Source organism: Kushneria pakistanensis (genome assembly GCF_014652795.1).
Taxonomy (GTDB): Bacteria; Pseudomonadota; Gammaproteobacteria; order Pseudomonadales; family Halomonadaceae; genus Kushneria; species Kushneria pakistanensis.
In genome coordinates, this window is sequence record NZ_BMZM01000003.1 from 427,701 (window position 1) to 454,501 (window position 26,801).

General features: G+C 51.7%; 21 protein-coding genes. 19 read left to right on the plus strand and 2 right to left on the minus strand.

Annotated features, from left to right (window positions below):
- The first annotated feature begins 169 nt into the window (after nucleotides 1-169).
- The 12 genes from glyA (at nucleotide 170) to IE123_RS12450 (ending at nucleotide 14,562) form a co-directional block, all read left to right on the plus strand.
- Nucleotides 170-1,432, plus strand: coding sequence for a serine hydroxymethyltransferase (gene glyA, locus IE123_RS12395; protein WP_189518624.1), 1,263 nt, complete (start codon nucleotides 170-172; stop codon nucleotides 1,430-1,432).
- Nucleotides 1,407-2,624, plus strand: coding sequence for a glycosyltransferase family 4 protein (locus tag IE123_RS12400; protein ID WP_189518626.1), 1,218 nt, complete (start codon nucleotides 1,407-1,409; stop codon nucleotides 2,622-2,624). The genes glyA and IE123_RS12400 overlap by 26 nt, the downstream gene beginning before the upstream one ends.
- Nucleotides 2,621-3,055 carry a glycosyltransferase family protein gene (locus tag IE123_RS12405; protein ID WP_189518628.1) on the plus strand — a complete coding sequence of 145 codons (435 nt, stop codon included), beginning with the start codon at nucleotides 2,621-2,623 and terminating at the stop codon, nucleotides 3,053-3,055. The genes IE123_RS12400 and IE123_RS12405 overlap by 4 nt, the downstream gene beginning before the upstream one ends.
- Complete coding sequence (locus tag IE123_RS12410) at nucleotides 3,052-3,582, plus strand: glycosyltransferase (RefSeq protein ID WP_189518630.1); 531 nt, start codon at nucleotides 3,052-3,054, stop codon at nucleotides 3,580-3,582. The genes IE123_RS12405 and IE123_RS12410 overlap by 4 nt, the downstream gene beginning before the upstream one ends.
- Before the next feature lie 44 nt (nucleotides 3,583-3,626).
- Entirely contained in the window at nucleotides 3,627-4,889 is a 1,263-nt protein-coding gene (locus IE123_RS12415; protein WP_189518631.1) for a hypothetical protein, read from the plus strand.
- A 47-nt stretch (nucleotides 4,890-4,936) separates the two neighbouring features.
- Complete coding sequence (locus IE123_RS12420) at nucleotides 4,937-6,235, plus strand: O-antigen ligase family protein (protein WP_189518633.1); 1,299 nt, start codon at nucleotides 4,937-4,939, stop codon at nucleotides 6,233-6,235.
- A gap of 28 nt (nucleotides 6,236-6,263) precedes the next feature.
- Complete coding sequence (locus tag IE123_RS12425; protein WP_229819747.1) at nucleotides 6,264-7,652, plus strand: undecaprenyl-phosphate glucose phosphotransferase; 1,389 nt, start codon at nucleotides 6,264-6,266, stop codon at nucleotides 7,650-7,652.
- Between the two features lie 387 nt (nucleotides 7,653-8,039).
- A complete protein-coding gene (locus IE123_RS12430) occupies nucleotides 8,040-9,098 on the plus strand; it encodes an acyltransferase family protein (protein ID WP_189518635.1) in 1,059 nt (352 codons plus the stop codon).
- A 205-nt stretch (nucleotides 9,099-9,303) separates the two neighbouring features.
- Entirely contained in the window at nucleotides 9,304-10,779 is a 1,476-nt protein-coding gene (gene cysQ / locus IE123_RS16365) for a 3'(2'),5'-bisphosphate nucleotidase CysQ (protein ID WP_308430225.1), read from the plus strand.
- A 49-nt stretch (nucleotides 10,780-10,828) separates the two neighbouring features.
- Nucleotides 10,829-12,130 carry an oligosaccharide flippase family protein gene (locus IE123_RS12440; protein ID WP_189518636.1) on the plus strand — a complete coding sequence of 434 codons (1,302 nt, stop codon included), beginning with the start codon at nucleotides 10,829-10,831 and terminating at the stop codon, nucleotides 12,128-12,130.
- A 1-nt stretch (nucleotide 12,131) separates the two neighbouring features.
- Nucleotides 12,132-13,019 carry a sulfotransferase family protein gene (locus IE123_RS12445; RefSeq protein ID WP_189518638.1) on the plus strand — a complete coding sequence of 296 codons (888 nt, stop codon included), beginning with the start codon at nucleotides 12,132-12,134 and terminating at the stop codon, nucleotides 13,017-13,019.
- Nucleotides 13,020-13,086: 67 nt separating this feature from the next.
- Nucleotides 13,087-14,562 (plus strand): mannose-1-phosphate guanylyltransferase/mannose-6-phosphate isomerase, encoded by a 1,476-nt coding sequence (locus IE123_RS12450; protein ID WP_189518640.1) that lies wholly within the window; start codon nucleotides 13,087-13,089, stop codon nucleotides 14,560-14,562.
- 91 nt (nucleotides 14,563-14,653) lie between these two features.
- Here IE123_RS12450 and mqo read toward each other — a convergent pair whose 3' ends face one another.
- Both mqo and IE123_RS12460 read right to left on the minus strand, forming a co-directional pair.
- The gene (mqo, locus tag IE123_RS12455) at nucleotides 14,654-16,342 is read right to left on the minus strand and encodes a malate dehydrogenase (quinone) (RefSeq protein ID WP_189518642.1); all 1,689 of its coding nucleotides are present in this window, start codon (nucleotides 16,340-16,342) and stop codon (nucleotides 14,654-14,656) included.
- A 391-nt stretch (nucleotides 16,343-16,733) separates the two neighbouring features.
- Nucleotides 16,734-16,949 (minus strand): hypothetical protein, encoded by a 216-nt coding sequence (locus IE123_RS12460; RefSeq protein ID WP_189518644.1) that lies wholly within the window; start codon nucleotides 16,947-16,949, stop codon nucleotides 16,734-16,736.
- A gap of 523 nt (nucleotides 16,950-17,472) precedes the next feature.
- Between IE123_RS12460 and IE123_RS12465 the strand changes: the two genes are divergently transcribed.
- From IE123_RS12465 to IE123_RS12495, 7 genes are all read left to right on the plus strand, one after another.
- Entirely contained in the window at nucleotides 17,473-17,661 is a 189-nt protein-coding gene (locus tag IE123_RS12465; RefSeq protein ID WP_189518646.1) for a hypothetical protein, read from the plus strand.
- 273 nt (nucleotides 17,662-17,934) lie between these two features.
- On the plus strand, nucleotides 17,935-18,753 hold the full coding sequence (locus tag IE123_RS12470; protein WP_189518648.1) for an HAD-IIB family hydrolase: 819 nt from the start codon (nucleotides 17,935-17,937) through the stop codon (nucleotides 18,751-18,753).
- A gap of 21 nt (nucleotides 18,754-18,774) precedes the next feature.
- Entirely contained in the window at nucleotides 18,775-19,995 is a 1,221-nt protein-coding gene (locus IE123_RS12475; RefSeq protein ID WP_189518649.1) for a glycosyltransferase family protein, read from the plus strand.
- Between the two features lie 142 nt (nucleotides 19,996-20,137).
- Entirely contained in the window at nucleotides 20,138-21,904 is a 1,767-nt protein-coding gene (locus tag IE123_RS12480) for a type I secretion system permease/ATPase (RefSeq protein ID WP_189518651.1), read from the plus strand.
- Nucleotides 21,905-21,936: 32 nt separating this feature from the next.
- Nucleotides 21,937-23,247 (plus strand): HlyD family type I secretion periplasmic adaptor subunit, encoded by a 1,311-nt coding sequence (locus IE123_RS12485; RefSeq protein ID WP_229819748.1) that lies wholly within the window; start codon nucleotides 21,937-21,939, stop codon nucleotides 23,245-23,247.
- Between the two features lie 3 nt (nucleotides 23,248-23,250).
- The gene (locus IE123_RS12490) at nucleotides 23,251-24,771 is read left to right on the plus strand and encodes a TolC family protein (protein ID WP_189518655.1); all 1,521 of its coding nucleotides are present in this window, start codon (nucleotides 23,251-23,253) and stop codon (nucleotides 24,769-24,771) included.
- A 224-nt stretch (nucleotides 24,772-24,995) separates the two neighbouring features.
- Nucleotides 24,996-26,663, plus strand: coding sequence for an alkaline phosphatase (locus tag IE123_RS12495; RefSeq protein WP_189518656.1), 1,668 nt, complete (start codon nucleotides 24,996-24,998; stop codon nucleotides 26,661-26,663).
- The last annotated feature ends 138 nt before the right edge of the window (nucleotides 26,664-26,801 follow it).

The following is a 26,801-nucleotide window of genomic DNA, read 5'->3' on the forward strand; positions in this document are numbered from 1 at the left end:
GGATTTCCTAAAAAGCATTCGAGCCATGTCGCCTTCAAGACCAACATGGCCGCGTTTCAAGTGAAAGCCAAAAGGGCGTTGTGTATCATGACAGGCACTGCATTTTCTTTCCCGCGCGCCTGTTTATCCTGTCTGGTGCGTTCTCAACCTTCTGGTATCGAGGAAATTCATGTTCACACGCGATATGACCATTGCCGGCTACGACGATGTGCTCTGGCAGGCCATGCAGCAGGAAAACGCTCGTCAGGAAGATCACATCGAGCTGATCGCCTCCGAAAACTACACCAGCCCGCGCGTATTGATCGCTCAGGGCTCGCAGCTGACCAACAAATACGCTGAAGGCTATCCCGGCAAACGCTACTATGGTGGCTGCGAGTTTGTCGACAAGGTCGAGGAGCTCGCTATTTCACGTGCCTGTGAGCTCTTTGGCTGTGACTACGCCAATGTACAGCCGCATGCCGGCTCCCAGGCCAATAGCGCCGTTTTTCAGGCACTGGTCAAGCCGGGCGATACCGTGCTGGGCATGAGCCTGGATGCCGGTGGTCACCTGACCCATGGAGCCAGGCCCAACTTCTCCGGTAAGCACTACAACGCCGTGCAGTACGGACTCAACGACGAAGGCCTGATCGACTACGACGAGGTCGCGCGTCTGGCTCGTGAGCATCAGCCGAAAATGATCATTGCCGGTTTCTCGGCCTACTCACAGATCATTGACTGGGCACGTTTCCGCGAGATCGCCGATGAAGTCGGTGCCTGGTTTTTTGTCGACATGGCCCACATCGCCGGTCTGGTGGCCGCTGGCGTGTACCCCAGCCCGCTCAAGCACGCTCATGTGGTGACCACCACCACGCACAAGACCCTGCGCGGTCCGCGCAGTGGCCTGATCCTCTCTGCTCACGGTGATGAAGATCTCTACAAGAAGCTCAACTCTGCTGTCTTCCCGGGCGGGCAGGGTGGTCCTCTGATGCATGCCATTGCTGGCAAGGCGGTCTGCTTCAAGGAAGCGCTGGAGCCCGAGTTCAAGACCTACCAGCAGCAGGTCGTCAAAAATGCCAAGGTCATGGCCGGCGTTTTCATGGAGCGCGGTTTTGACGTTGTTTCCGGCGGTACGGAAGACCACCTGTTTCTGCTCTCGCTGGTCAAGCAGGGCCTGACCGGCAAGGACGCTGATGCCGCACTCGGTCGCGCCCACATTACGGTCAACAAAAACGCCGTTCCCGGTGACCCGCAAAGCCCGTTCGTGACCTCCGGCCTGCGCATCGGCACACCGGCCGTCACCACACGTGGCTTCAAGGAAGAAGAATGTCGCGAGCTGGCCGGCTGGATCTGCGATATTCTGGATGCCATGCAGAAGGGTGACAGCACAGGTGCTGAAGAAGAAGTGAAGGGCAAGGTAGCCAAAGTGTGTGAAAGACTACCTGTCTATTCATAAACAATATTCTTTACCTATGGCCGTGCTCACCTGGGCATGGCTTTTTTTATGTCACTACTTTTCAAGTGTATCTTATGGTGTTGTCATGAAGAATCAAACCATATTAATGATCAGTAATATGTATCCTTCGGCTGATCATCCGCAGTATGGTATTTTTATTAAAAATATCAGCGACGGTCTAAAGAAAAATAACATTAAAATAGAAATGATAACAATGACAAAGAAAGGTAGTGCCATTGATAAAATCATGTCCTATCTTGGTTTTTATCTTTTGGTCATTAACAAGATAATGACCAAAAGATATGCTGGTATTTATGTGCATTATTTATCGCATTGCGGCGCGCCTGTATTATTTGCAAGTCTTTTTAAAAAAATAGATATCATCTCAAATGCTCACGGTGGAGACCTGGTTCAGGAAGACAAGGTAAGTAACAGAAAGTTTTTTTTGAAAAAGAAGGTGAATCAGCTTCTTTTAGATAAATCAAGGCTGGTCGTGGCTCCGAGTCAATATTACAAGAGCGATGTGATTGTTCGCCAATATGGCGTCATGCAAGAAAAGGTCTTTGTTAGCCCTTCAGGCGGCGTTGATGAGAAAGTATTTAAAGCCTCAGATGTTGAGATGGGTTCGAAGGGGCAACCAAGTCTATTGTATGTTGGCAGAATTACTGAAGATAAAGGAGTTTTTGATTTTTTGAGTGCATTGGAAAAAATAAAAGATAAAAATTGTGTGGTCGATATCATCGGGCATGGCGAAAAGCATATGCTGGAGCGTTTGAAACGCAACATGAAAGCATTTGAAGATTCGAACGTAACGATCAATTATCATGGCAGTGTCAGGCATGACGCGTTGCCCCGTTTTTATCAGCAGGCCAATGCATTTGTATTCCCCAGCAAGCGTTTTTCCGAAAGCCTGGGGTTGGTCGGTCTGGAAGCCATGGCCTGTGGTACACCCGTTATCGGAAGCGATATTGCGGGCATCAGTAGTTACCTGGAAGATGGTTATAATGGTCTGGCCTTCAACCCGCATCAACCTGGCGAGCTTAAGAAAGCACTCGAAGAATTTTTAGAGTTGGAAGCAAAAGATCAAAAGAACCTGTCAGTAAACGCCTTGCTTACAGCTCAGAAATATAGCAGTGAAAAGGTACTAAGTGAGCTTGCCTACAAGATAAAAGAAGAGTTGTCCCTATCATGAAAGTTGCATTTGTAAGTTCCTATGGCGGGCATTGGGTGCAGTTGAAAATTCTGGCCGATCTCATCGAAGCCGATCAAAAAATATTTATCTCGACACTCGATAATAGCACCGACCAGCCTTCTTTAAAGCTGGTCGATTTCAATTTTGGGAGTGTGCATAAATCTCTTCCCAATTTTTCAAGGATATTTTCCTTTTTGAGAAAGGAAAAACCGGATGTCATCGTTACGACCGGTGCTGCACCAGGTCTGCAGGTATTGTGTCTGGCACGCATGCAGGGCATCAAAACGATATGGGTAGATAGTATCGCGAATAGCCAGAAGATATCCTTGTCAGGCAGGGTGGCTAAATATATAAGCACGGAAACACTAACACAGTGGGAGCGTTTGAGCGCTGAAGACAAGAAGGTTAAATATGTAGGGAGTGTACTATGAGAATACTATTTAGCAATGGTACGCAACTGCCTTTTGAAAGAATGACAAATATTTTTTTAAAGATGGCAGCGATGTTGGAAAATGCAGAAATATATTATCAAGCCGGTAAGGGAGCCTATGATATTGAAGTAAGCAGCAGTTGCCGCGACAGGAACAAAATTCATGTTTTCGATTTTTGCCCTGAAGACAAGTACGAGGCCTTGTTGAAACAGTCAGATATTGTCGTCACGCATGCAGGTATGGGTAATGTTATTAACTTGCTTGCCATGCAGGTCGATTTCGTTATGTTCCCAAGGTTGGTTAAATATGGGGAACACAGAAACAACCATCAGTTGGATAGCGCTGTGGCAATTTTTAAAAAATTTGATATACCATATTTTACAGAAGAGAATGAGCTTGTTGAGTATATAAGTAACAGCGGGAATGTTAGAAAATTGAAAAATGATTTTTCCGATTTAATAAAGTCAAACAGGAAACTAATGGGGGATGGCCTGAATTCATTGATTTATGGCGAAAGCAGGTATTGATATGCAGATAACAGATAACCATCTTCAGTAGCTCAATGAGTCAAATGACAACTTCAAAACAAAGCCTTTATAGAAGGTTTTTAAATTTTCTTCCTGTTATTACCGCTGGTTCGCCTGGCGCAATCCGCATTGTGGTCTTGTTGGTCGCCAATCATATTCTCATGCCCGATGAGATGGCAGTCTTCTCCTCTCAATTTACCCTGTCATCAGCGTTCGTGATGTTATGTGGTATTGGTACGGCTACAGTGCTTATAAAAAATATCGCAGCCGACAAAAAAACGTTCACCAGACTACTAGGTAGTCTGGTGAACGTTTATACCTATGGCATGCTTTTGGCTGTCATTATCTGCGTGGCAGCATCTCTAGCGTTTCATGGGGAAAATCTGGCAGGCATGATAGCTCTCACTGTTTCCCTTTCAGGTTATCAGGTTGCCAGATCCTATTTCATAGGGATTAAAAACTTCATTGCCCTTTTTATAGCGGACGTGTTTTTGGCGACACTACTATTGCTGAGTCTCGTTCTTATTCTGATGACAAAAGCTGATACCAGCACCATGGTGATAGTTCTTGTCGCCGCTTCTTATTTCATTGCTCAGGCGCTAATGATTGCTTCTGCTTTCATGTTAAGTAGAGCCGCCGGTGAAGAAATAGAAAAACCAGTGCTGGTGGACAGGGAATACTATCAATCCGGTACACTGATTGGACTTTCCAACTTATTCAGTAGTGGCATATCGTTTATACTTCCCAGCCTATTTTTAGTGACTGCAGGTAACGAAATAGCTGTTCTGGCGTCTCTTGCGGCTTCTTTTTTCAGTATTATTGCTGTATTACCACGTGGGGTAGTCAATAATCATCTGTCCTCTCTGGCCGAGCAGATCAGAAAGAAAAGCCTTGATAGGGCTTATATGGCATCAATAAAACGTTCTCTGAACAGGATAATAGTACTGGCTTCCCCGATAGCATTTATAGCTGTGTTTTCCTATGCCTACCTTGCTGATGTTATTGCTAAGGATTATTACAAATCATTTATATTTCTGCTGTTGTTGGCTTCCAACTTTGTTATTGCGCAGCTTGGTGTGCTCGAATCCAATATCATTTATTTTTGTAAAAAGGAAATGTTGGCTTTTTTGATGAACATGTCAGCATTTTTAATCGTGCTTGTTAGCTATGTTATATGTCTGGTTTTTCCAGGTTTCGCATTGGTGGATTATTTCATTTTCTTTGTTCCATCAATATTGAGTATGTTTTTCCTCGTAAGATGGCATGTGTTTAGAAAGCATATAAGTCATGTTTTTTCCAGTCAGTAGCAGAAAAAATGCCGAGAGAGCAACATGCCAATAACCATGAGGTTGTCATGAGAAGCGTTGCAGATAAAGTTGTCCTGTTTTTTTTATTTGGCTGGCCATTGATCGATGTTATCAATGGGGCAGTAGTCTATTATGGGTACGATATCGGTTCTGTATCTGCTGCATATAAAACGCTTTTCTTCCTGGTTTTGATGTTATTTCTTATAGTTCGTTCTGTTGGTGAAAAACAAACCCAAAAAATTTCGCTGTTTCTTTCGGCCATAGTGTTATGCGTTTTGTATCACCATGTCTCCAGTGGTGTTAACACTGAAAGTATTTCCTGGGCCGTGCGTGCACTGTTGGCTATTTCGATTTACTTTTATTTTCTGCGTGACAATAGCTACGGCCTGAGGAAATACCTGTATCTGTATTTGCCCGTCTGGTATCTGCTGGTTGCTGGTTTTAACGTTGTTCTTGGTAATATAGGGATTGGTGAGCCGCAATATTCCAATGGGGTTGGTGGCAAGGGGTTCTTCATTGCAGGAAACGAGCTTAGCTTCTTCTTGCTGGCTTCCATTAGTATTCTTATGCTTGCCATCGTTAATAAATTGAAATACCCCGGATTAACATTATTGACATTCGTGGCTTCAGTGATTTTTACCTTGCAGGGTACCAAAACAACGCTTGCAGGTTTTTTGTGCATTGTGAGTTTTATTTCAATCTATCTGTATATAAAGCCCTTGAGAATTTTTAAGGGGGCGGGGCTTGTCGGGGTAGCTCTTCTGGCAGTGGTCATGGCCATGAAGGCCCCTGATTGGATGGGTGATCTAACTGTTTCCGAAAACCCGTCTGACTCTTCTTCAATCTCTGTAGCAGAAGCAGAAATTGCTGATGCCTCCGTTGTGGAACAAAAACCAAAACCTACGGTGCTCGACAGGTGGCAACATTTTGCCAAAGAAAAGGGAATCGCTTTTTTAATTCTTAGCGGAAGGAGCGAGTTCTGGGATAAGGCATACGATGAGAAAGTCCGCCATTTTTCTCCTCTTGATCATGTGCTGGGTATTGGCGGAGAGGCTTTTGATATCCATAGGATCGAGATGGATCCGCTCGATATATTCGTTGTCTATGGGATTCTGGGTTTATTTGTCTTTTATTTCTTGATGTATCGAATGTTTTATTGTTCTTTCAGGATATTGAGATATTCACCCATGGAGGGAAGTCTTTTGTTAGCGGTATCCTTGCTGTTTCTGTTAGTCAGCATTGTGGCCGGGCATGTTGTCAATTCAGGAGTCTCTTCTTCAGTGTTGGCAATTGCTGCCCTGTATTATGAGAAACGCCGTAATGAAAGCGTCATGGTATCAGTTTGAATGTGTGGATTGAATTTATTGAGGTGGCATGGTGTTCAAAAGAAAGGGTTCTTTATTAATTGAGCGAGCACCGCTACATATATTTGCGATGCTGTGTGACGCCATTGCCATTGCCGTTTCGGGTGTGATCATTTATTACGTTCGTTTTGGTGAAATAGATATTGAAGAGCGTTACTGGTGGGCGCTGAGCGTCATTACGTTACTGCTTCTTTTCCTGAATCAGTCAGCAGAGGCCTACCGGCGTTGGCGTACACGCCGATTTTCAGAAATTCTGTTCAGGCTTTTCTGGGTATGGATCGGGGTGACCATCGCTGCTACTTCCATCATTTATTTTCTGCATGTGGCAGAGCGGTATTCGCGGTTATGGCTGGTGCTTACCATGGCGCTATCCTTTGCTATTGCTGTTCTGGTGCGCTGGGGAGCCAGGTCAGTCCTTTTAAGGTATCGTCTACGTGGGCGCCATCGTCGCCCCGTGTTTCTGGTAGGTCCGGGGAAAACCCTGCTCAACATCACCCAGCATATGCGAGCACGGCAGGGCGCCGGCTACTCCGTGAGTGGTGTTCACCGGTTGAACCGTGAACTCTCTGAATTCGATCTGGCCAATATCGCCAGACGCGTTGCACGATCCGAATGCCGCGAAGTATGGATATGCATGCCGCTCAGCATGGGTAATACCGTACAGGCCATCATGTATGCCTTGCGTCATCAAACCGCAGAAATTCGTTTTTTCCCTGAGCTTTCAGACCTGCCCTTGCTGAATCATCGCGTAAGCGAGATTGTCGGGTTGTACAGCATCGATTTGAGCGTAAGCCCCATGGCTGGTGGAGCGCGTTTTGCCAAGCGCTTGGAAGACATCATTCTGGGTAGCATCATCACTTTACTGGTATTACCCGTGTGTATTGTTATAGCCATCGCGATTAAATGCTCGTCACCTGGTCCTGTGCTTTTCAAGCAGTACCGCACGGGGATCAATGGTAAACATTTCAAGGTGTACAAGTTTCGCTCAATGAAAATCCATCAGGAAAAGGGTGGACAGGTTACGCAGGCCAAAAGGGGGGATAGTCGTATTACATCGGTAGGTGCCTTTCTGCGGCGTACCTCGCTGGATGAGCTACCGCAGTTTTACAACGTATTACAAGGGCGTATGTCCATCGTCGGCCCCCGTCCGCATGCCCTGGCACATAACGAGCACTACAAGGAACTGGTGCAATCCTATATGCAGCGTCACAAGGTAAAGCCCGGCGTGACGGGCTGGGCACAGGTCAGTGGGCTACGTGGAGAAACAGATACGCTGGAAAAAATGCAAAAGCGTGTGCAGTTCGACTTGTGGTACATCGATAACTGGTCGCTGGCACTAGATCTAAAGATTATATTCTTGACAGTATTTAAAGGTTTTTTTGGAAAAAACGTATATTAGTTGTGTTAAAAAATTTAATTAAGGTTTATAAGGGATGGTATTTTATAGGTGCTTATGTGCTAATAGTGTTACTTTTAGATATCAAGGTTGCTATAAAGGCTATATAAGCGAAAATAAAAATCTTCGATTATTTGCCAGTTTTTATCGGGAAGCTCTTAACTGTTTAGTATAGCAGCCTTCTGCTCAGTGAATAGGGATAACTTAGCAATGAAAGTTTTAGGCAGGGCCTAGCTCTACGTCAAATAAGTATGTCGGATTTTATTCATCTCACTATATCGATAGAAGATAGACTATATGAGGCCTCACTGTTATTATGCCGATTCGATCATAGAACCAGATGCAGAGACAGCTATGATCATTTCTAGAGAAATTATAGGAATAGTTTAAATGCTTTATGGCATCCAATATCTAAGAGGTGTAGCCGCCCTTATCGTCCTTTTTTTTCATTCAAAAGTGAGTCTTGATCATTATATTGCAGCCAATGGTAACAACGAATACCTTATAGGTCGCACAACATGGGATACTTTTGGAAAAACAGGTGTTGATATATTTTTTGTGATAAGCGGCCTTGTTATAACTCTTTCTTTTTCAAAAATAGACATATCGAAAACCAATGAAATTAAATTTTTTCTAAAAAAAAGAATAGTTAGGATTGTGCCAGCATTCTGGATAGCAACAGCTTTATATCTTGCGCTTATTTTTCTTACCAGTGGGAAAATACCCGACTGGCAACATATACTGTCAAGTTCTTTATTTATTCCCTATGAAGTGCCATGGGGTTTGGGCACCGTACTTCCTGTTGGATGGACACTTAATTATGAAATGCTCTTTTATATTTCGCTTAGCTTTATGGCTGTCTTTTTCCAAAAAAAAGCTTTTCAAGCTATAATTGCGCAATTCTTAGTTTTTTCGATTTTTTTCTACATTTGGGGAGAGCTGAACTCTTTTCAAAGATTCGTATTCAATCCCCAGTCATTAGAATTTGCATTTGGAGTCATAATAGGTCTTTTCTTGAAAAGAGAGTTGAAGCTAAACAAGATGGTTGGAGCAGCGATTCTCGTTATCGGGACACTAGGCTTGCTTGCTGTGGGATTTAGAGGCTACGGTGATGGATACATAGGCAGGGTTGTTTACGCCGGAATCCCAGCTGCGTTGATAGTTTTAGGAGCAACTAGCGAAAAACTAAAAGCAAAAGACTGCTTACATAAATTATTAAAATCACTAGGTGACGCTTCTTATTCGATATATTTAACTCATATTACATCAATTGCTTTGATTGCTTCAATATTTGAGTTTTTTGGAGTTTATATAGGGTCTCGGGTTGCAGTTATTGGATATTATTCTTTTGTTTCTTTTTTGTCGATTATGCTCGGCATTGTGTTTTATAAAATGGTTGAAAGGCCAGTCACTAAAGCGGTCCATGATAGGCTGATAAGGCCCCATTAAGGGGCTTTTGTTTGCGCAATCATTGCGCTGTAAGTTTTTTAAACTGACTCCGTTTACTCTAAGTTGGTTTTTCCGCTAACACTAGGTTTTAGATCAACTTCATGGTTTGTAGCTCAGACGGATACTGGGTCAGCAATTACATCCGGCTCTGGTTTTCGATGAACCTTTTGATCGGGACGCTGACAGTTCTGATAATCCCTTTTCTGTGGGAGATTCCAGCGCCAGCCCAAAATATTCACCAATCAAACTGGGATATGCTTTTAAAAAAGAAGAGTTACATCAGCTGCTGACCGGCGTTAAAGCTGCAGGCCTGCAGGTCATGGAGATATATCAGCGTGATTTCTCTATCGAAACCAAGGCTGATGAAAGCCCCCTGACCGAAGCTGATACAACAGCAAATGAAAGTCTGATGAAGCTTGTCAGAGAGGTTACGCCCGAGCTGCCGGTTCTCTCGGAGGAGTGCAGCGATATACCCTTTGCCGAGCGTCGTCAATGGGAACGCTATTGGTTGATCGATCCTCTGGATGGCACCAAGGAGTTCATCAACCGAAACGGTGAATTTACGCTCAATCTGGCATTGATTGAAAATGGTGTGCCGGTATTTGGCATTGTGCATGCACCGGTGCTTGATACCAGTTGGTGGGGCAGTAGTGAGGGCGCGTGGAAACAGATCGGTGATGCCGAGTCTGAACCCATTAGGGTACGCACGTTACCTGACCCCGAAAACCAGAACTGGCAGGTGGTCGGGAGCCGTCTACATGGTTCCGAAACCTTCGAGGCTTTTTGCAAACGGTTACCATCCAACGACCGTGTATCGATGGGCAGTTCACTGAAGCTTTGTCTGGTAGCCGAGGGCAAAGCCGATCTTTATCCACGACTCGCGCCCACCTGTGAATGGGATACCGCTGCCGCTCAGGCTGTGGTGACTGCTGCTGGCGGGGAGGTGCTGGATACACGAACGCTGCAACCATTGCGCTGCAATCAGCAGGAGAGTGTGCTCAATCCCTTTTTTATTGTGTGTAACCAGCGAGATCGACGCTGGCAAGACGCCCTGGTCCAGTGTCTTGGACATGATCCTGAGCTCCCTTATGAGTACCGGGTCAACGATAGCAAGGCTGAGGTAGTCTGGAACCACACCAGCATTACGTCAGCACAGCGTGCAAATATCAAAGGCCACAAGGGAAAGTGTGTCTGGTTTACCGGGCTTTCCGGTTCCGGGAAATCCTCGCTGGCTAATGCTTTGGAGGTTGAACTCAACCGGCAGGGTTATCACACCATGCTGCTGGATGGCGACAATATACGTCATGCCCTTTGCAAGGATCTTGGCATGAGTCAGGCTGATCGCACTGAAAATATTCGCCGCATTGGAGAAGTAGCAAAGCTATTCGTTGATTCAGGAATTATGGTCATTACAGCTTTTATATCACCTTTTAAAGCTGATCGTGATGGCGCTCGTGCGCTGTTTGATGAAGGTGACTTTATTGAAGTGCATGTCGATACCCCTATCAATATTTGTGAACAACGTGATCCGAAAGGGCTTTATAAAAAAGCCAGGGAAGGAAAAATTATCGACTTTACGGGAATCGATAGTCCTTATGAAAAGCCGGATTTTGCAGAAGTTGTGTTACAGGAAGAAAAAGTGGCTGATTCACTAACAAAGATTCTTTGCAAGATCAGATGAATTCCGGGATGAATTTAACGAAAAACTCAATACCTGGAGTCTGATGAAAATGTACAAGCTTGCATGGCCGGTGGTGATAACATTTTTGGCCAAAATGATCGCTGCCTTGGGAACAGTTCTATTAGGCGTCATTTTAGGCAGGCTTTATGGCCCTTCAGGAGTAGGGGTTTTTTCGCTAGCGCAAAGTGTTTTGCTTGGAGCATCCATCCTGGCAAAATACGGCCTTGATAGTGTTTTGATGAAGCATGTTGGTCAAAATCCTTTTGATAAAAAAACGTTGACCTTGTTGCGTTGGGCTGTTCAAAGAACCTTGATGGCCAGCGGGATATTCTCATGTGTAATTTTTACCGCAGTTTACATGGTGCCAGCAGAAAAAAGTATAGAGCTTTTTCAACTGCTTAAAATAATTATATTGGCACTGCCGGCCTATACTTTAGCCTTTGTGCTCTCAGGATTTATGAAAGGGCTCTCAAGGCCTGCATCCGCATCGCTGATGGAAAATGGGTTTATATCCTTGATATCAGTTTTGCTTTTGCTTTCGGTCAATTTTTTCTTTTCAAGTGTTGTCGATATAGAGTTGGCAGCATGGTGCTTTGTTGCAGCGGCCTGGACCATTGTTACAACAGCGATAATGCGAATCATGTTATGGGAAAAAAAGAGTTTTTTTTCCGACGGCAACGAGGAAGTGGCCTCGAAAAAAGCATTTTTCTCCAGCTCACATGCTTTCATGATACTGAGTCTTACGCAATTAATGACTCAGGTGGTCAGTATATGGATAGCCAGTATATTTTTAAGCGATTATGACCTGGGATTGTTCAAGGCGGCTGAAAGGTTAGGTATTGTTATCAGTTTCGTTCTGATGGTCATCAACGCAGTCTTTCCTCCAATGTTCGCTAAATTGTTCAAGGAAGGAAAGATATCAGAGCTGGAAAGCCTCGCGAGAAGCAGTGTCCTGATAGGCCTTGTGCTGTCCTTGCCGTTAATAGTTGCTTGTTTGTTTTTTCCGGAAATGGTCCTGCGCCTTTTCGGTAAAGAGTTTGTTGATGCTGCAAATTTTTTGAGAATTATTACTGTTGGGCAGGCAGTCAATGTAATAACAGGATCTGTTGGTTTGATACTTAATATGACTGGGCATGAAAAACACATGAGGAATATTGCAGTATTCTGCAGCGTTACGGGCATACTTTCTTTTACAATATTAACGGCAGCTTTTGGGGCGGTAGGGGCTGCGTCAGCGTTGGCTTCCATGTTGGTAATGCAGAATATAATGGCGTTAATTTGCGTAACTGTTAAAATAAAAATTTGGGTATTGCCATTCTCAAAGTTTTTGAATCCGCTGGCTAGAGGGTAATATGGATAAAAGAAAGCCGGATGTTTATATTGTTGGATCGCAAAAGTCAGGCACAACAACATTATATGATTGGTTGGCGCAACATTCTGACATTTATGGTGATGAACTTGCCAAGGATTTTAATTTTTTTAGCGATTCTCATACTTATAATGAAGGGCGAGATGTCTTTTTGGACTTGAATAAGAAGGCGTCTGAAAGCTCTCTGGCCCTAGGAGGAGATGCAAATGCAATGTTTGCTGAAAGAGGGCCTGAGAGAATGTATGAGATGATGCCTGATGCAAAGCTAATAGCTATTTTGAGAGATCCTGTAAAAAGATATTACTCTGCATACACGCATGCAGCAGAAAGGTTCATTGAAAAACGTAGTTTTAATAAAGCTGTCAGGGAAGAAATAGAAGGATGTAACTACAGCGAAAGAGATTCACTATATTGCGATTATCTTTCACATGGCGAATATACCCACCAGATCAAAAAAATTTTGAAGTTTTATCCAGAGAGTCAGTTGATGATCCTCGATTTTGACGATCTGGTTAATCAGCCTCTTGAAGTTTTAAAGGATGTCTATAGATACATTGGGGTTGACGATCATGGGGGAGTGCCAAATTTGGCTGTAAAAAACAACACGAAAGGTGGCGCTCGCTTCAAGATATTGTCGGATATCGCAAGGTACCGACCATCTTCTTATTTCGTAAGAGCTGTTGGGAAAAAAATATTACCATATAATCTTAGAACAAGTTTTCGGCGTCGTCTGGAAGAGGCAAATAGAGTACAAAAAGAAAAAGCAGAATTTGATAACGAGTCAAGGCAACTTTTGATTGAGCATTACAAAAATGAGGGGGTTGAAATCAGGAAGCTGACGGGCAAAAATTTCAAAAGTTGGAGTGTTTGAAACAAAAATATAAGGTCGTACTCGCGTCAACTATGCTTTCAAAAGCCTTTTGCCAATCGAGTTCGCCATGCCAGCTACTCCATCCAACATTGCCGACCCACTGATCCCCGTCGTGCTTTCCGGCGGTTCAGGCACACGGCTCTGGCCGGTATCCCGCCGGGACTATCCCAAGCAGTTCCTGCCCCTGCTGGATGCCGAGCACTCCCTGCTGCAGCAAACCCTGACACGTCTTGATGGCATGCCGGAGGTCGGTGCGCCCATTGTGGTCTGCAATGAAGTGCATCGTTTCCTGGTCGCCGAACAGTTGCGCCAGCTTGAACTGGCTCATGGCGGCATCCTGCTGGAGCCCGTTGGACGCAATACGGCGCCGGCCATTGCCCTGGCGGCGTTTCAGGCACTGGAGTCTCATGATGATGCTCAGCTTCTGGTGATGCCGGCCGATCACGCCATCGGTGATCTTCAGACCTTTCATCAGGCGCTAAACAGGGGGCGAGCGCTGGCCGCACAGGGGAGGATGGTCACATTCGGCATCACGCCGACATCACCCCATACCGGCTATGGCTATATTCGTGCCGGCGAGCCGATGGATGACGGCCTTATGGTCAGCGCGTTCGTGGAAAAGCCGGACAGTGATACGGCGCAGGGGTATCTCTCACAGGGTGGATATTACTGGAACAGCGGCATGTTCATGTTCAGCGCACAGACGTATCTGGCAGCGCTTGAACAACATGCGCCAGACGTAGTACAGGCGGTGCGTGATGCCTGGCAAAATCGCCGAAGTGATCTCGATTTTACGAGAGTGGATCAGCCGGCCTTTGAGCAAAGCCCGGATATTTCGATCGATTACGCCGTCATGGAGTACACGGATCAGGCGGTTGTATTGCCACTGGACTGTCAGTGGAGCGATATCGGCGCCTGGGATGCCGTGTTTGATGCGCGGCGCCATGAGCGCGATGAGCAGGGTAACGTCACGGAAGGCGATGTGATGTTGCACGACACCACTGGCAGTCTGGTCATGAGCCAGTCGCGGCTGGTCGCCATGCTGGGGCTTTCCAATGTAGTGGCCATCGAGACCGAGGATGCCATCCTGCTGGCCGATCGTGACCGCATGCAGGATCTCAAGCACATCGTGGCACGCCTTGAGAAGGAAGGCCGTACCGAGAGCCGTAGCCATTGTCGGGTGTACCGGCCGTGGGGCTGGTATCGCGCCATGGTTCGAGCGCCCGGTTTTCAGGTCAAGGAGATCATGGTGAACCCGGGCGCGGCGCTGTCGCTGCAGATGCATCATCACCGCGCCGAGCACTGGGTCGTGGTGCAGGGTACGGCAAGGGTCACTCGAGCCGATCGCGACGATCCGGACATGGCATCACTGCGCTCGATGCTGGTGACGGAAGATGAATCCATTTATCTGCCGCTGGGCACGGTGCATCGGCTGGAGAACCCTGGAAAGGTACCGCTCAGGTTGATCGAAGTGCAGACCGGTCGCTATCTCGATGAAGATGACATCGTGCGTTTTGAGGATGTCTATAACAGGGTTGAATGACAGCGTATTGCCTCTTGAGCAGTTCCCCACAAAAAACGGCACCCTAAGGGTGCCGTTTTTTTACCTCTTCCTGCTTCAACTCGAAGGCAGCTCAGACGTTCTCAACCGTCTCTGCGGTGTCTTCGCTGTCTGCGTCATCAGCCTGCTCGCTGCCGGGCTCCTGGCCACGGGCACGTGCCTTGAGTGCTTCGATGCGCTTGGCGTTCTCGGCTGTGGGCTGGGTGTCGCCCAGTTCCAGAACACTGCTGGTGTAGGCACGAATCTCGTTGGTGAGCTGTTCGTTGCCATCAAGCTTCTGACCATAGGAGGGGATCATGCGCTTGAGCTTGCCCTGCCACTGATCGGAGGCCAGCTGCTCGGGGAAGACCCGCTCCATCAGGCCCAGCATGATGGCCGGCGCAGTGGAAGCACCCGGTGATGCGCCCAGCAGTGCCGACATGGTGCCGTCTTCTGATGCCACCACTTCGGTGCCGAACTGCAGCACGGAGCCCTTTTCCGGATCCTTCTTGATGATCTGGACGCGCTGGCCGGCGTTGATCAGCTTCCAGTCTTCGCGCTTGGCGTCCGGGTAGTACTCCTTGAGCGCCTCAAAGCGATCATCTTCGGACAGCATCACCTGACCGATCAGGTATTTGACCAGGCTGAAGTTATCCAGGCCGACCTTCATCATCGGGAGAGTGTTGCTGGTGGTCATGGAGCCGAACAGATCCGTCCACGAGCCGTCCTTCAAAAACTTCGTCGAGAAGTTGGCAAACGGACCAAACAGGATGCGCTGCTGGCCCTCCAGCTTGCGGCTGTCCAGGTGCGGTACCGACATCGGGGGCGAACCGCTCGCGGCCAGACCGTAGGCCTTGGCGTGGTGACGGTTGGCAATCTCGGGGTTGCTGGTCACCAGGAACTGGCCACCGACCGGGAAGCCGGCATAGATCTTCCCTTCGGGAATGCCGGATTTCTGCAGCAGGGGCAGGGCAGCACCGCCGGCGCCAATGAAGACATGACGGGCATTGATGCTGTGCTCTTTGCCGTTGTCGTTCAGGTCCGCCCAGGTGACCTTCCAGCTGCCGTCATCATTGCGCTTTAGATCACGCACTTCACTGCCGGTGCTCAGGCTGAAGTTGTCATGCTTTTCCGACAGGGCGCTGATGAGCTGGCGAGTGACTTCACCCCACTCGGCATCGGTGCCTGCTTCCATGCGGGTGGCGGCGACCTTCTGTGAAGGGTCACGGCCTTCCATCATCAGCGGGGCCCACTCACGGATGACCTCGGGGTCTTCCGAGTACTCCATGGCCTTGTAAAGGCTGCTTTGCTGCATGCCTTCATAGCGCTTGCGCAGGAAGTCGATGTGGTCATCGCCCCAGACAAAGCTCATGTGCGGTGTATTGTTGAGAAACGAGCCCGGGTCATGCATGACGCCGTTGAGCACCTGATAGGACAGAAACTGCCGGGTGATCTCAAAGGCTTCGGTGATCTTGGGCGGACGGGAGACGTCAACGCTGCCATCGTCACGCTGCGGGGTGTAGTTCATTTCCGCGAAGGCGGAGTGACCGGTACCGGCATTATTCCAGCCGTTGGAGCTTTCCTCGGCCACATGGTCCAGGCGCTCATACATGTTGATCTTCCAGTCAGGCTGAAGCTCTTCCAGGAAGGTGCCCAGGGTGGCACTCATGATGCCGCCGCCGATCAGGGCGACATCGATGGTTTCGTTGTCGTCAGCAGCCATCGCGTAGCCTGAAAACATACAGAAGTTCAGGCACAGCGCAGCTGTCAGTTGCTTTTTCATGGGGCGTTTTCTCGACTTGCAGATTGAGGCTCGCCATTGATGGTGAGCCACCCATCGCGCACTAAAAACACAATGGGCAGAGGTGATATGCAAAAGAAGTGCGGCACTTTAACGCAGCCTTGCTTATCAAGGCATTTGTGAAGCTATAAAAATCGATAAGCAGTTTTGTTTAGTTCAAAAAGGCGGTAAATGAGGAAGGAGAAAAAGCAAGGCGAAGCGGCAGGGTCAGGGAACAGGCAGGACGTGAAAACAGCACGGTTCGGGAAATAGACAATGTTGACACATAAAAAATCCGCCTTGAGCGGATTTTAAAATACATCGTTGACAGGCATGCCAACCATGGCTTTATCAGAAGGCGATCCTTTTATCTGAATGCCTGACAGAGCAACGCTTAAAGAATGCGTACCGCCGAACCATCATATTCGCCATCGTTGGCGCTGTCGGTATCGGTGCGGGGTTTCGCCGCGCCCATGATGATCAGGGCGTGTTCATCACCCATGGGTTGCTGCCGTGTCTGCGCTGCGCGTCCAAAACGGCTGGCCAGCCACAGGCTGACGCCACACCACATCACCATGGCCACTGCCATCGTCATCAACAAGGAAGTCATGACCGTTCTCCTGCGTGGGATATTGTCGCCCATGATGAAGATGCGCCATGACGCCATGGCGTCAAAAAAATGACGCTTTGGTGAATATTGCATCGTTAAAAATCCCGGCGTTGACACTTGATGTGAGGGCCGCGATGCGCATGGCCCTATGACAGGCATGAGAAGGATCATGACATTGATAGCCCAATACTGGCACCTGGCCGGATCATGAAAAGGGTGATTGACATCAAGTGGTTAGCAATATGATTAATTAATTCTTTGGCAGGAGATGTCATTTATTAAACTTTAAAGGCATTCATTGGTATTGGCCGGATGAAATGCTCCTCATGCTTTTGTTCATTATGGTGTCTGATTTGACGGTTTTTCTTTTGGCACAGCCCGTTTAAAGGTTCTGATAGGTGCCCTGATACTGGCGGCTTATTTTGACGATTAGACCGCAAATCTGCACATATCGTTACTCAATGTTGCCTCATATTTCTCTCCGTTCACATTTACCGCATCAGACGGTGGAGAAAGGGAAATCATGAGCCAGGCAACCATTGCACTTCTTATTATCCTGTTCCTTGGCAGCGGTGTTGCCTGGTGGAACAGCAACCGGCACGACAGCAATCATGGCGGCCATTCCGGCTATCACCAGGGCGGTCACGGTGGTCATGGTGGCGGTAGCGGCGGTGGTGCTATCCACTTCCCCGACCCGCAGCAGTGCTCCTGAGCGAGCAGCGTTACAAAAGATTCAATTATTGATGATGTCGGTATGGTCGGTATAAAAGCGCCGACATCATTGATCGTAAAAGGCCCATCGCACTGCGATGGGCCTTTTGCGTATGGGGGCGTCAATCCTGATATTTCGTTTTCCAGGACAACGTTTGTTGACACAGGTAGGCAATCTTTCATGCCCGAGCCTTATATGATGTGTTTAAGTTCATACAGACTATTCTGATTTTCCTGTCGCCATTAACGGCCTTTTACGATTAGAGCTGACACCATGACGTCAACGCTTGAACAACCGCTGCTGGTGTTTACGGATCTGGATGGCTCCCTGCTGGACCATGCCACCTATGACTACACGCCAGCCATGAGCTGGCTTGCGCGCCTTGAAAAGAATGCAGTGCCGCTGATCATCAATACCAGCAAGACGGCGGCGGAAGTCATGGTGTTGCATCAGGCACTGGGGCTTGTCTCGCCCTTCATTACCGAAAACGGCGCCTCCATTCATCTGCCGGCCTCCTGGTGTCTTGATGAAACCCCTGATGATCGAGGCTGGGCAGACATCGTGCTGGGTGAATCCTACCGTCGAATCCGCAATGTACTGGAAGCCATCAGGGCCACCGAAAGGTTTCAGTTTCGAGGCTTTGGTGATTTCAGCACTGAGGAAGTGGCCGAACATACCGGTCTTGATACCCAGGACGCAGAGCTTGCCCATCTGCGCGAGGCCTCCGAGCCCCTGATCTGGGAAGACAGTGATGACGCGCTGGAGCGCTTTCGTCTGCTGTTGATTGGTGCAGGGCTGTCACTGACACAGGGGGGGCGTTTTTATCATGTGCTGGGCGACAACAGCGGCAAGGGGCGCGCCATCGCCTGGCTGGTCGACCGCTATCATCTTCTCAAGGGCAGACGCCCTCTGACCGTGGGGCTGGGCGATGGCCCCAACGATGTGCCGATGCTGGAAAGTGTCGACAGGGCAGTACTGATTCGCGGCGAACATGATATCGCGATCAATATTGCCGATACCGTCAATCTCTATACAACAACACAAAAGGGCCCGGCAGGATGGTCGGAAGGTCTTGATCACTGGCTGGGCTGACAGCGACAGGGAGAAGACATCATGAGCGATTTTTACCAGAACGGCATTATTACCAACTTCCACAACCTCACGCGGCGCCCGCTTGAGGCACTGGAAAGTGATTTGATGGGTTTCTCGAAGCGCCGCCCGATGGGGCTGATTCTGCCGTCGCTTTTTTCCGAGCTTGAAGGCCCGGCGCTCACGCGCATCATCGATCAGCTCTCTCATGTCGACTATTTAAGCGAAATCATCATCGGACTGGACCGGGCCGATCGGGATCAGTTTCTTCGCGCTCGGGACTTCTTTGCCCGCCTGCCACAGCGCCATCGTATTCTCTGGAATGACGGCCCACGCCTGCGGGAACTGGATGCCGACCTGGCGGCCGAATCGCTTTCGCCGCCGGCGCCGGGCAAGGGGCGCAATGTCTGGTTCTGCTCGGGATATGCCATCTCCTCCGGTCGTGCCGAAGCGATAGCGCTGCATGACTGCGATATCACCACCTATGACCGCTCGATGCTGGCGCGCCTGCTCTATCCGGTGGCCAATCCGCACTTCAACTACGAATTCTGCAAGGGCTATTACGCCCGCATTGCCGAGGGCAAGCTCAACGGCCGGGTCGGGCGGCTGATGGTGACGCCACTGCTGCGCGCACTGAAAAAGATCCACGGTCCGCTGGATTATCTGAACTACCTCGACAGCTATCGCTATCCGCTGTCGGGCGAGTTCGCCATGCGCGCCGATGTGCTGAACGACATTCGCATTCCCAGCGACTGGGGGCTCGAGATCGGTGTGCTTTCGGAAGTGCACCGTAATTACTCGACCAAACGCCTGTGTCAGGTCGACATTGCCGACAACTACGACCACAAGCATCAGCCGCTCTCGCCGGAAGACGCCTCCACCGGGCTCTATCGCATGAGTACCGACATTGCCAAGGCGCTCTATCGCAAGCTGGCAACGCTGGGTGTGACCATGAACGAGGCTCATTTCCGCACGCTCAAGGCCACCTACTACCGCACCGCGCTCGATATCATCGAGAACTATTACCACGATGCGATGATGAATGGTCTCAAGGTCGATCGTCACAGCGAAGAGCAGGCCGTGGAGCTGTTCGCGCAGAGCATCATGGAAGCCGGGGTTACCTTCCTTGAAAGCCCGCGTGACAAGCCCTTCATCCCCAGCTGGAGCCGGGTGCAGTCCGCCTTCCCCGATATGCTTGAGCGCATGTATGACGCAGTAGAGGCCGATAACGCCGGCGACGTCTAGCGTTACATTTATCTACACATCAGTGCCGGCCCTGCGCTGGCACTGTCATGTTTCTGTCATGCGTTCTGCTCAGGATGCCCTGTGTCTATCCCCGGGCAGCCGCAGCAAGCGACGGCAGGGTCAAAAAAAAGCTGAGGTAAGCATGGCAGCAGCGAACACGTCCACTGATCTGGCCCTGGCCCTGAAAGCCTGCCGACGCTCGTTTGTGTCGGTGGGAGGGTTCAGCATGTGCATCAACCTGTTGATGCTGGTGCCGCCGCTTTACATGCTGCAGGTCTATGACCGGGTCATCACCACGCGCAGTGTCGACACGCTGATCATGCTCACGCTGATCGTGATGTTTCTGTTTCTGGTCATGGGCGGGCTTGAGCTGGTGCGCTCACGCATTCTGGTGCGCACCGGCAATCGATTGGAAACGTTGACGAATACGCGTGTCTACCGGGCCATGTTTCGACGCAGCCTGCTGCGTGGCGGGCAACAGACGGCGCAGCCGCTCAACGACCTCACCACGTTGCGTCAGTTTCTGACCGGCAACGGTCTCTTTGCCTTTTTCGACGCGCCGTGGATGCCGGTCTATATCGCCGTACTCTTTTTGTTCAATGTCTGGTTCGGAGTGTTTGCCATCGTGGCCGGGCTGGTGCTGCTGGCACTGGCGCTGGCCAACGAACGTGCCACGCGCAAGCTGCTGGCCGAGGCCGGCAGCGATCAGATTCAGGCCCAGGAGCTGGCCAGTGCCAACCTGCGCAACGCTGAAGTGCTGCACGCAATGGGGATGCTGTCGGGCATCCAGGCGCGCTGGGCGCAGCGTCATCATGACTATCTGGTTCGCCAGTCGCAGGCCAGCGACCGTGCCGGGACGCTGGCCAACCTGTCCAAGGTGCTGCGACTGGCCTTTCAGTCGTTGATTCTGGGGCTGGGCGCCTGGCTGGTGCTACAGGACAGCCTCACCCCCGGCATGATGATTGCGGGGTCCATTCTGATGGGGCGAGCGCTGGCGCCCATCGATCAGATGATCGGTGCCTGGAAGGGGTTTGTGAGCGCGCGCTCGGCGCACCAGCGTCTGGAAGCCCTGCTCCGGGAAGTGCCGGCCGAGGAGGAGCGCATGGCCCTGCCGGCCCCGCGGGGAGATATTCGCGTCGAAGGCGTGTCGGCGGCGCCGCCGGGCGTACGGCTGCCCACGTTGCGGGGCATCAACTTCGTGCTGGGCCATGGCGAGCAGGTCGGCATTATTGGCCCCAGCGCGTCGGGTAAGTCGACGCTGGCCCGGGTGCTGCTGGGCATCTGGCCGGCCCAGACCGGCACCGTGCGTCTTGATGGGGTAGATGTTGCCCAGTGGCCGCGTGAAGCACTGGGGCCGCATATCGGCTATCTGCCGCAGGATATTGAGCTCTTTGATGGCACCATCAGTGACAATATTGCCCGTCTGGGCGAGGTGGATGCCGAGAAGGTGGTCGAAGCTGCCCGCATGGCCGGTGTTCACGAGATGATCCTGCAACAGCCCCAGGGGTATGACACACCGATTACCTCGGGCGGCGGTGCGCTGTCCGGTGGCCAGCGTCAGCGCATTGGCCTGGCGCGTGCGCTTTACGGCCGGCCTGTCATGGTGGTGCTCGATGAGCCCAACGCCAGTCTGGATGACAGCGGCGAGCGTGCCCTGATTCAGGCGCTGGCCCGATTGCGGCAGATGAAAACCACCGTGTTTGTCATCTCCCATCGACCGGCCACGCTCAAGGCCGTGGACAAGCTGCTGGTGATGAAGGAGGGCCAGATCGGCGCCTTTGGCCCGCGCGATCAGGTTGTGACCCATCTTCAGGCGCAAAAGCCGGCCAACGTGCGTCCCATGACATCCGCCGGACCGACGCCACCTGCAGCGCCTGATGCACAGACCACGGCGGCAGGTAACCAATGAGCCCATCATCCCCCACGTCCGGTGCCTCCTTCATGAACACGCGCGCGGAACTACCCATCAGCGATCGCGGTGCCCGTCGCGCCGGGTTGATCATTGTCTTGCTGGCCTTTGGCATCTTCGGCGGCTGGGCGATGCTGGCCAATCTGGCGGTGGCCGTCGTGGCCACCGGTACCGTCTCGGTCGAGTCATTCAAAAAGACCGTACAGCACCTGGAAGGCGGCATTGTCTCGCAGATCAACGTGGATGATGGCGATCATGTCAAGGCCGGCGATGTGCTGATGGTGCTGGATGCCACCCAGGCGCGTTCCCAGTACGCCATTGCCCGTACCGGCTGGTTCATGGCCAGCGCCGAGGAGGCGCGTCTGATGGCCGAGCAGCAGCGTCTTGATCAGCTCGAATTTCCCGCCGAGCTGACGGACATGGCCCGGGACCATCCGCGTCTTGCACAGATGCTTCAGGTACAGCAGAGCCTTTTTATCTCTCGCCGTCAGGCTCTGGAGGGAGAGCTTGAAGGTCTTGACGAGCAAAGCCGGCAGTTTCGCGAGCAGATTTCGGGGCTTGAGCAGACCATGGCCATTAACAACGAGCGCATCGCGTCACTGCGTGCCGAAGCCGGGGACTATCGCGCCTTGTTCCGTGAAGGGTTGGGCAATAATCAGCGGGTGCGTGAACTCGAGCGCCAGATCATGCAGTTCAACTCGGACAGCGCCTCCTCGAAGGCGCAGATTGCCCAGCTGCGCTCACAGATCAGCGAAAATCGGGTCAGGATGGAAACGCGGCGACAGGCGTATCAGCAGGAGGTGGGGCAGGCGCTGCGTCAGGCGCAGTCCGAGATTGGTGATACTTCCGAGCGCATGACCGCACTGTCCGATCAGATGCGTCGTACCGAGCTTCGGGCGCCGGTCAGTGGCACGGTTGTGGGACTTGAAACGCATACTCTGGGGGCCGTGCTGGAGCCGGGGCGGCCGGTCATGAATATCGTGCCCAGTGCCGAGGGCTTTTTGATCGAGACCCGCATTGCCGCTCAGGACATCGATAACATCTACGTCGGTCAGCCTGCCGAGATTCGCTTTAGCGCCTTCAATCAGCGCCGTGCCAGCGTGGTAGAGGGAGAGTTGATCAACGTTTCGGCCGACAGCTTTCAGGATGAATCCACCGGGGCGTCCTATTACCGGGGGCGAGTGCGGGTCTCCGAGGCCGGGCAGGAAAGCATGACCGATGAGATGCAGCTGCTCTCGGGCATGCCGGCAGAGGTCATGTTGCGCACCGGTGAAAGGACCCTGATGGGCTATCTCATGGCGCCGGTCACCGACATGCTGGCCCGCGCTGTTCGTCAGGATTGATCCATGCCTTCGTCTACTTACTCCAGGTCCGGATGTCTGTGTGCGCTGTTGCTGGGAGCAGTGTGGTTGCCTTCGACGCTCATCGCCGCACCTGCTGTGGCCGATCCTGCACCGGTTCCCCTGACCATGGCAGGCGAGGCGCGAGGGGAAACAGGACAGGTTGTTGTTCCTTCTCTGCCGGCGTTATACGCCCATGCCCGTGAATACGACGCCGAGCTGCAGCGCCAGTCGCTTGAAGCCGAGGCGTCAGGCCTTGAAACGTCGCGGGCAAGGGCCGGACTGCTGCCCACCGTGGACCTGACCTATTCGTATGGGTATACCGATAGTGACAACTACTACTCCCGTGGTGCCGACTCCTGTGAGGAAAATCCTCGGACCGGTGAATTATTCGGGGGAGATGATTTTGCCGCGCGCTGTCGCGGTCATTCCACGGATAGCACCGCACAGCTACAGCTGACCCAGCCGCTTTTTTCCATGGAGCGCTGGCGAACGCTGGCACAGTCGCGAGAACAGGTGCAGGCCGCACAGCTCCAGCTGGCGATCGCCGAGCAGCAGCTGGCACTGGAGACTGCGGACGCCTACATGGCAGGGTTTTATAGCGCCCAGCAGCATCGCCTGCTGGAAGGCAAGCAGCGTGCGCTCGAACTCCAGGTCAAACAGGCCACGCGCGCCTATGAGCTGGGCATTGGTGATCGTATCGATCTGCTGGCGGCACGCTCCCGACTGGATCAGGCGCATGCCGAAATCGCCCTGGCCGGCAATGAATACGCTGACGCCCAGGCCCGGCTTGCCCGGCTGACCGGTGAGTCGCCGGACTTTACCCGCTTTTCGCTGCTGGAACTGGCGCAGGCGCAATGGCCCGAACCCGCCGCACTGGCCGGATTTGAGGACGGCATTGACGACAACGTACAGGTGCGTCTGGCTGATCAGCAGCTCAGAGTGGCTCAGGCCGTACAGGCCGTCCGCCAGGGCAGTTATTACCCTGAAGTCTCGCTCAATCTTTCCTGGTCGGATCGCAACAGTGATGACCCCTACCGTGAAAGCGAGGATCGCTCGGCGGTGATCCAGGCGCGCATGAATCTGTATCGGGGTGGGGCGACCAGCGCCGAGGTGCGCCAGGCCGATCTGCGCCGCCAGGCCCAGAGCGCCGATGTCCATCAGCAAAAACGCCTGGCGCTGGAGGAACTGCGCCGTCGCCATCGCGGCATTCAGGGCAACCTGTCACGCCTTGAGGCGCTCTCCCAGGCGATCCGCTCCAGCGAGCTTTATCTGGAAGCCGCCGATCGCGGGGCGGCACTGGGGCTGCGTGATCTCGTGGATGTGCTGGATGCCCGCGCCACGCTTTACGATCAGCGTATCCAGTATGTCGATGCCTTTCGACAGCTGCTGCTCGACAGGCTTTATCTTCAGGCCGCTGCCGGGCGCCTCGGGACGCAGGACATGACCGACACGATGGCGCTGATTGGACAGATCATCGGGCCGCCCCGTGATGATGTGCTGTCGGAAAGCCATGCGCCGTCGTAACGAACGGTTACGTATCATTTCCAATCGATGCCATTTAAAACCTGAGTGTCACCTCAATGGAGGCAAACCGTCATGGATAGCGGGCGAGCATGACGGTGCATTCTGAGAGGCGATCAATGCCTGCAGAAGCTCGCGGGTACCGGGAAAATCATTTCATGGGTACCTGATCATCATGTCTGCGCCTGATGCGCGACAGGCATGCTTTATCCTCCAGGAGAATGACGATGTTTGGCTACAGCAACGGCATGTTTGGCAGCACCGGCGCGATGTATGGCAGCAACGCAATGACACTGGGCAGCGCACCTTCTGCGATGTTCTCTCCCTTTCAGTCACTGTCACCGCTATCAAACCTGTGGTCCGGCAATGATACGCTCTGGGCGTCAGAGCCTGCGCTGGTACCGGCCTTTCTGGATGCCACAAAATCGATTCTGGATGGCTATAGTCAGGCGCTGGGCCAGTTGAGTGACGCCTTCCGTGACGTGCTGGCTGGCGGCAATGACAAGCCCGGCATGCCTTCTCCTGAAATGCCGGAGCCTGAAGCCCCTGCCAATGACGGCCTGGCACAGAACGTGATTCTGATGGTGCCGGACGGCTTTGGCACGGATTATTCCACCGCCTTTCGGACCTTCAAGGGCGGCGAGGAACTGCCGGCCTGGGAAGCAGAGAACATGCTGACCGGCGCCATCAAGACGCATTCTGCCAACTCATTGATTACCGATTCTGCAGCGGCGGGCACGGCCTTTGCCACGGGTCAGAAAACCGATAACGGCAGGATCTCCACTGCGCCGGACGGCCAGGACCTGGAGTCGATCGTGGATCTGGCCCAGGCGGCCGGCAAATCCACTGGCGTGGTCTCCACGTCGTCCGTGACCCATGCCACGCCTGCCGTGTTTGGTGCCAATGTGGATGATCGCAACGATGCCACGACCATTGCCCAGCAGTTCATCGACAACGATCAGCTTGATGTGATGCTGGGTGGCGGTCTGCAGTACTTCACCTCTGAAGAGAACGGCGGCATGGCTGCCAGCGACCTGCTGGTGCAGGCCGAGGCCCAGGGTTATACCTTCGTCGGCAACGCCACCGATCTGGAAAATGCCGAAGGCGATCGTCTGCTGGGGCTGTTCGCGGATGATGCGATGGACACCAGCTACGGTGAAAGCGGTGATGACCAGCCGACACTTGCCCAGATGACCCAGACAGCGCTGGACACGCTGTCACAGAATGAAAACGGCTTTTTCATGATGGTCGAAGGCAGCCAGATTGACTGGGCCGGACATGCCAACGATGCCGGCTGGGCCATGAACGATTCCCTGGCCTTTGAAGATGCGGTAAAAACTGCCCAGCAGTTCTCTGAGGAAAACCCGGACACGCTGATCGTGATCGCGCCGGATCATGAAACCGGTGGCATGTCAGCGCAGTCCACGCTGGACAACAATGCCTCGATCTATCAGAGCTTCACTGGTACCTACGAGCAGATGTACGACGAGGCCAGCGAGCGTATCGATGTGGCCGGCATGAGCGGTAATGACAGCGGTGTTGCCGAGATCATGCAGGACACCGTGGCCGAGATGACCGGCGGTGCCGTTGTGCTTACCGACGAAGAGCTCACGGCAGTACTGTCGGCCGACGATGCGGATGCAGGCCTTGCTGCCCTGACGCAGACGCTCAACGAATACGGTGGCATGAGCTTCAGTTCCGACAACCACACGGCCGAAAACGTGCCGCTGTATGCCTCCGGCCCGGGTTCTGACATCTTTGCCGGCCTTCTGGACAACACCGAAGTCGGTCAGGGACTGGCTGCGGCCATGGGTCTTGAGTTCTCCGATTTGCCCACCGTCGATGTCGTGGGTGTCGATACCCAGCTGCAGGGCAGCGAGCTGGCGGTCGCCTGATCATCGATCAGTGATCCGAGTGGGGCACCGGTTCAGGAAAACGACAACGAAACGTGCGAGAGACGACAATAAAAAAGACCGCAACGCAAAGGGCGCCGTGATGGCGCCCTTTTTTGTGGCTGTTGGTGTGGGCTTCAA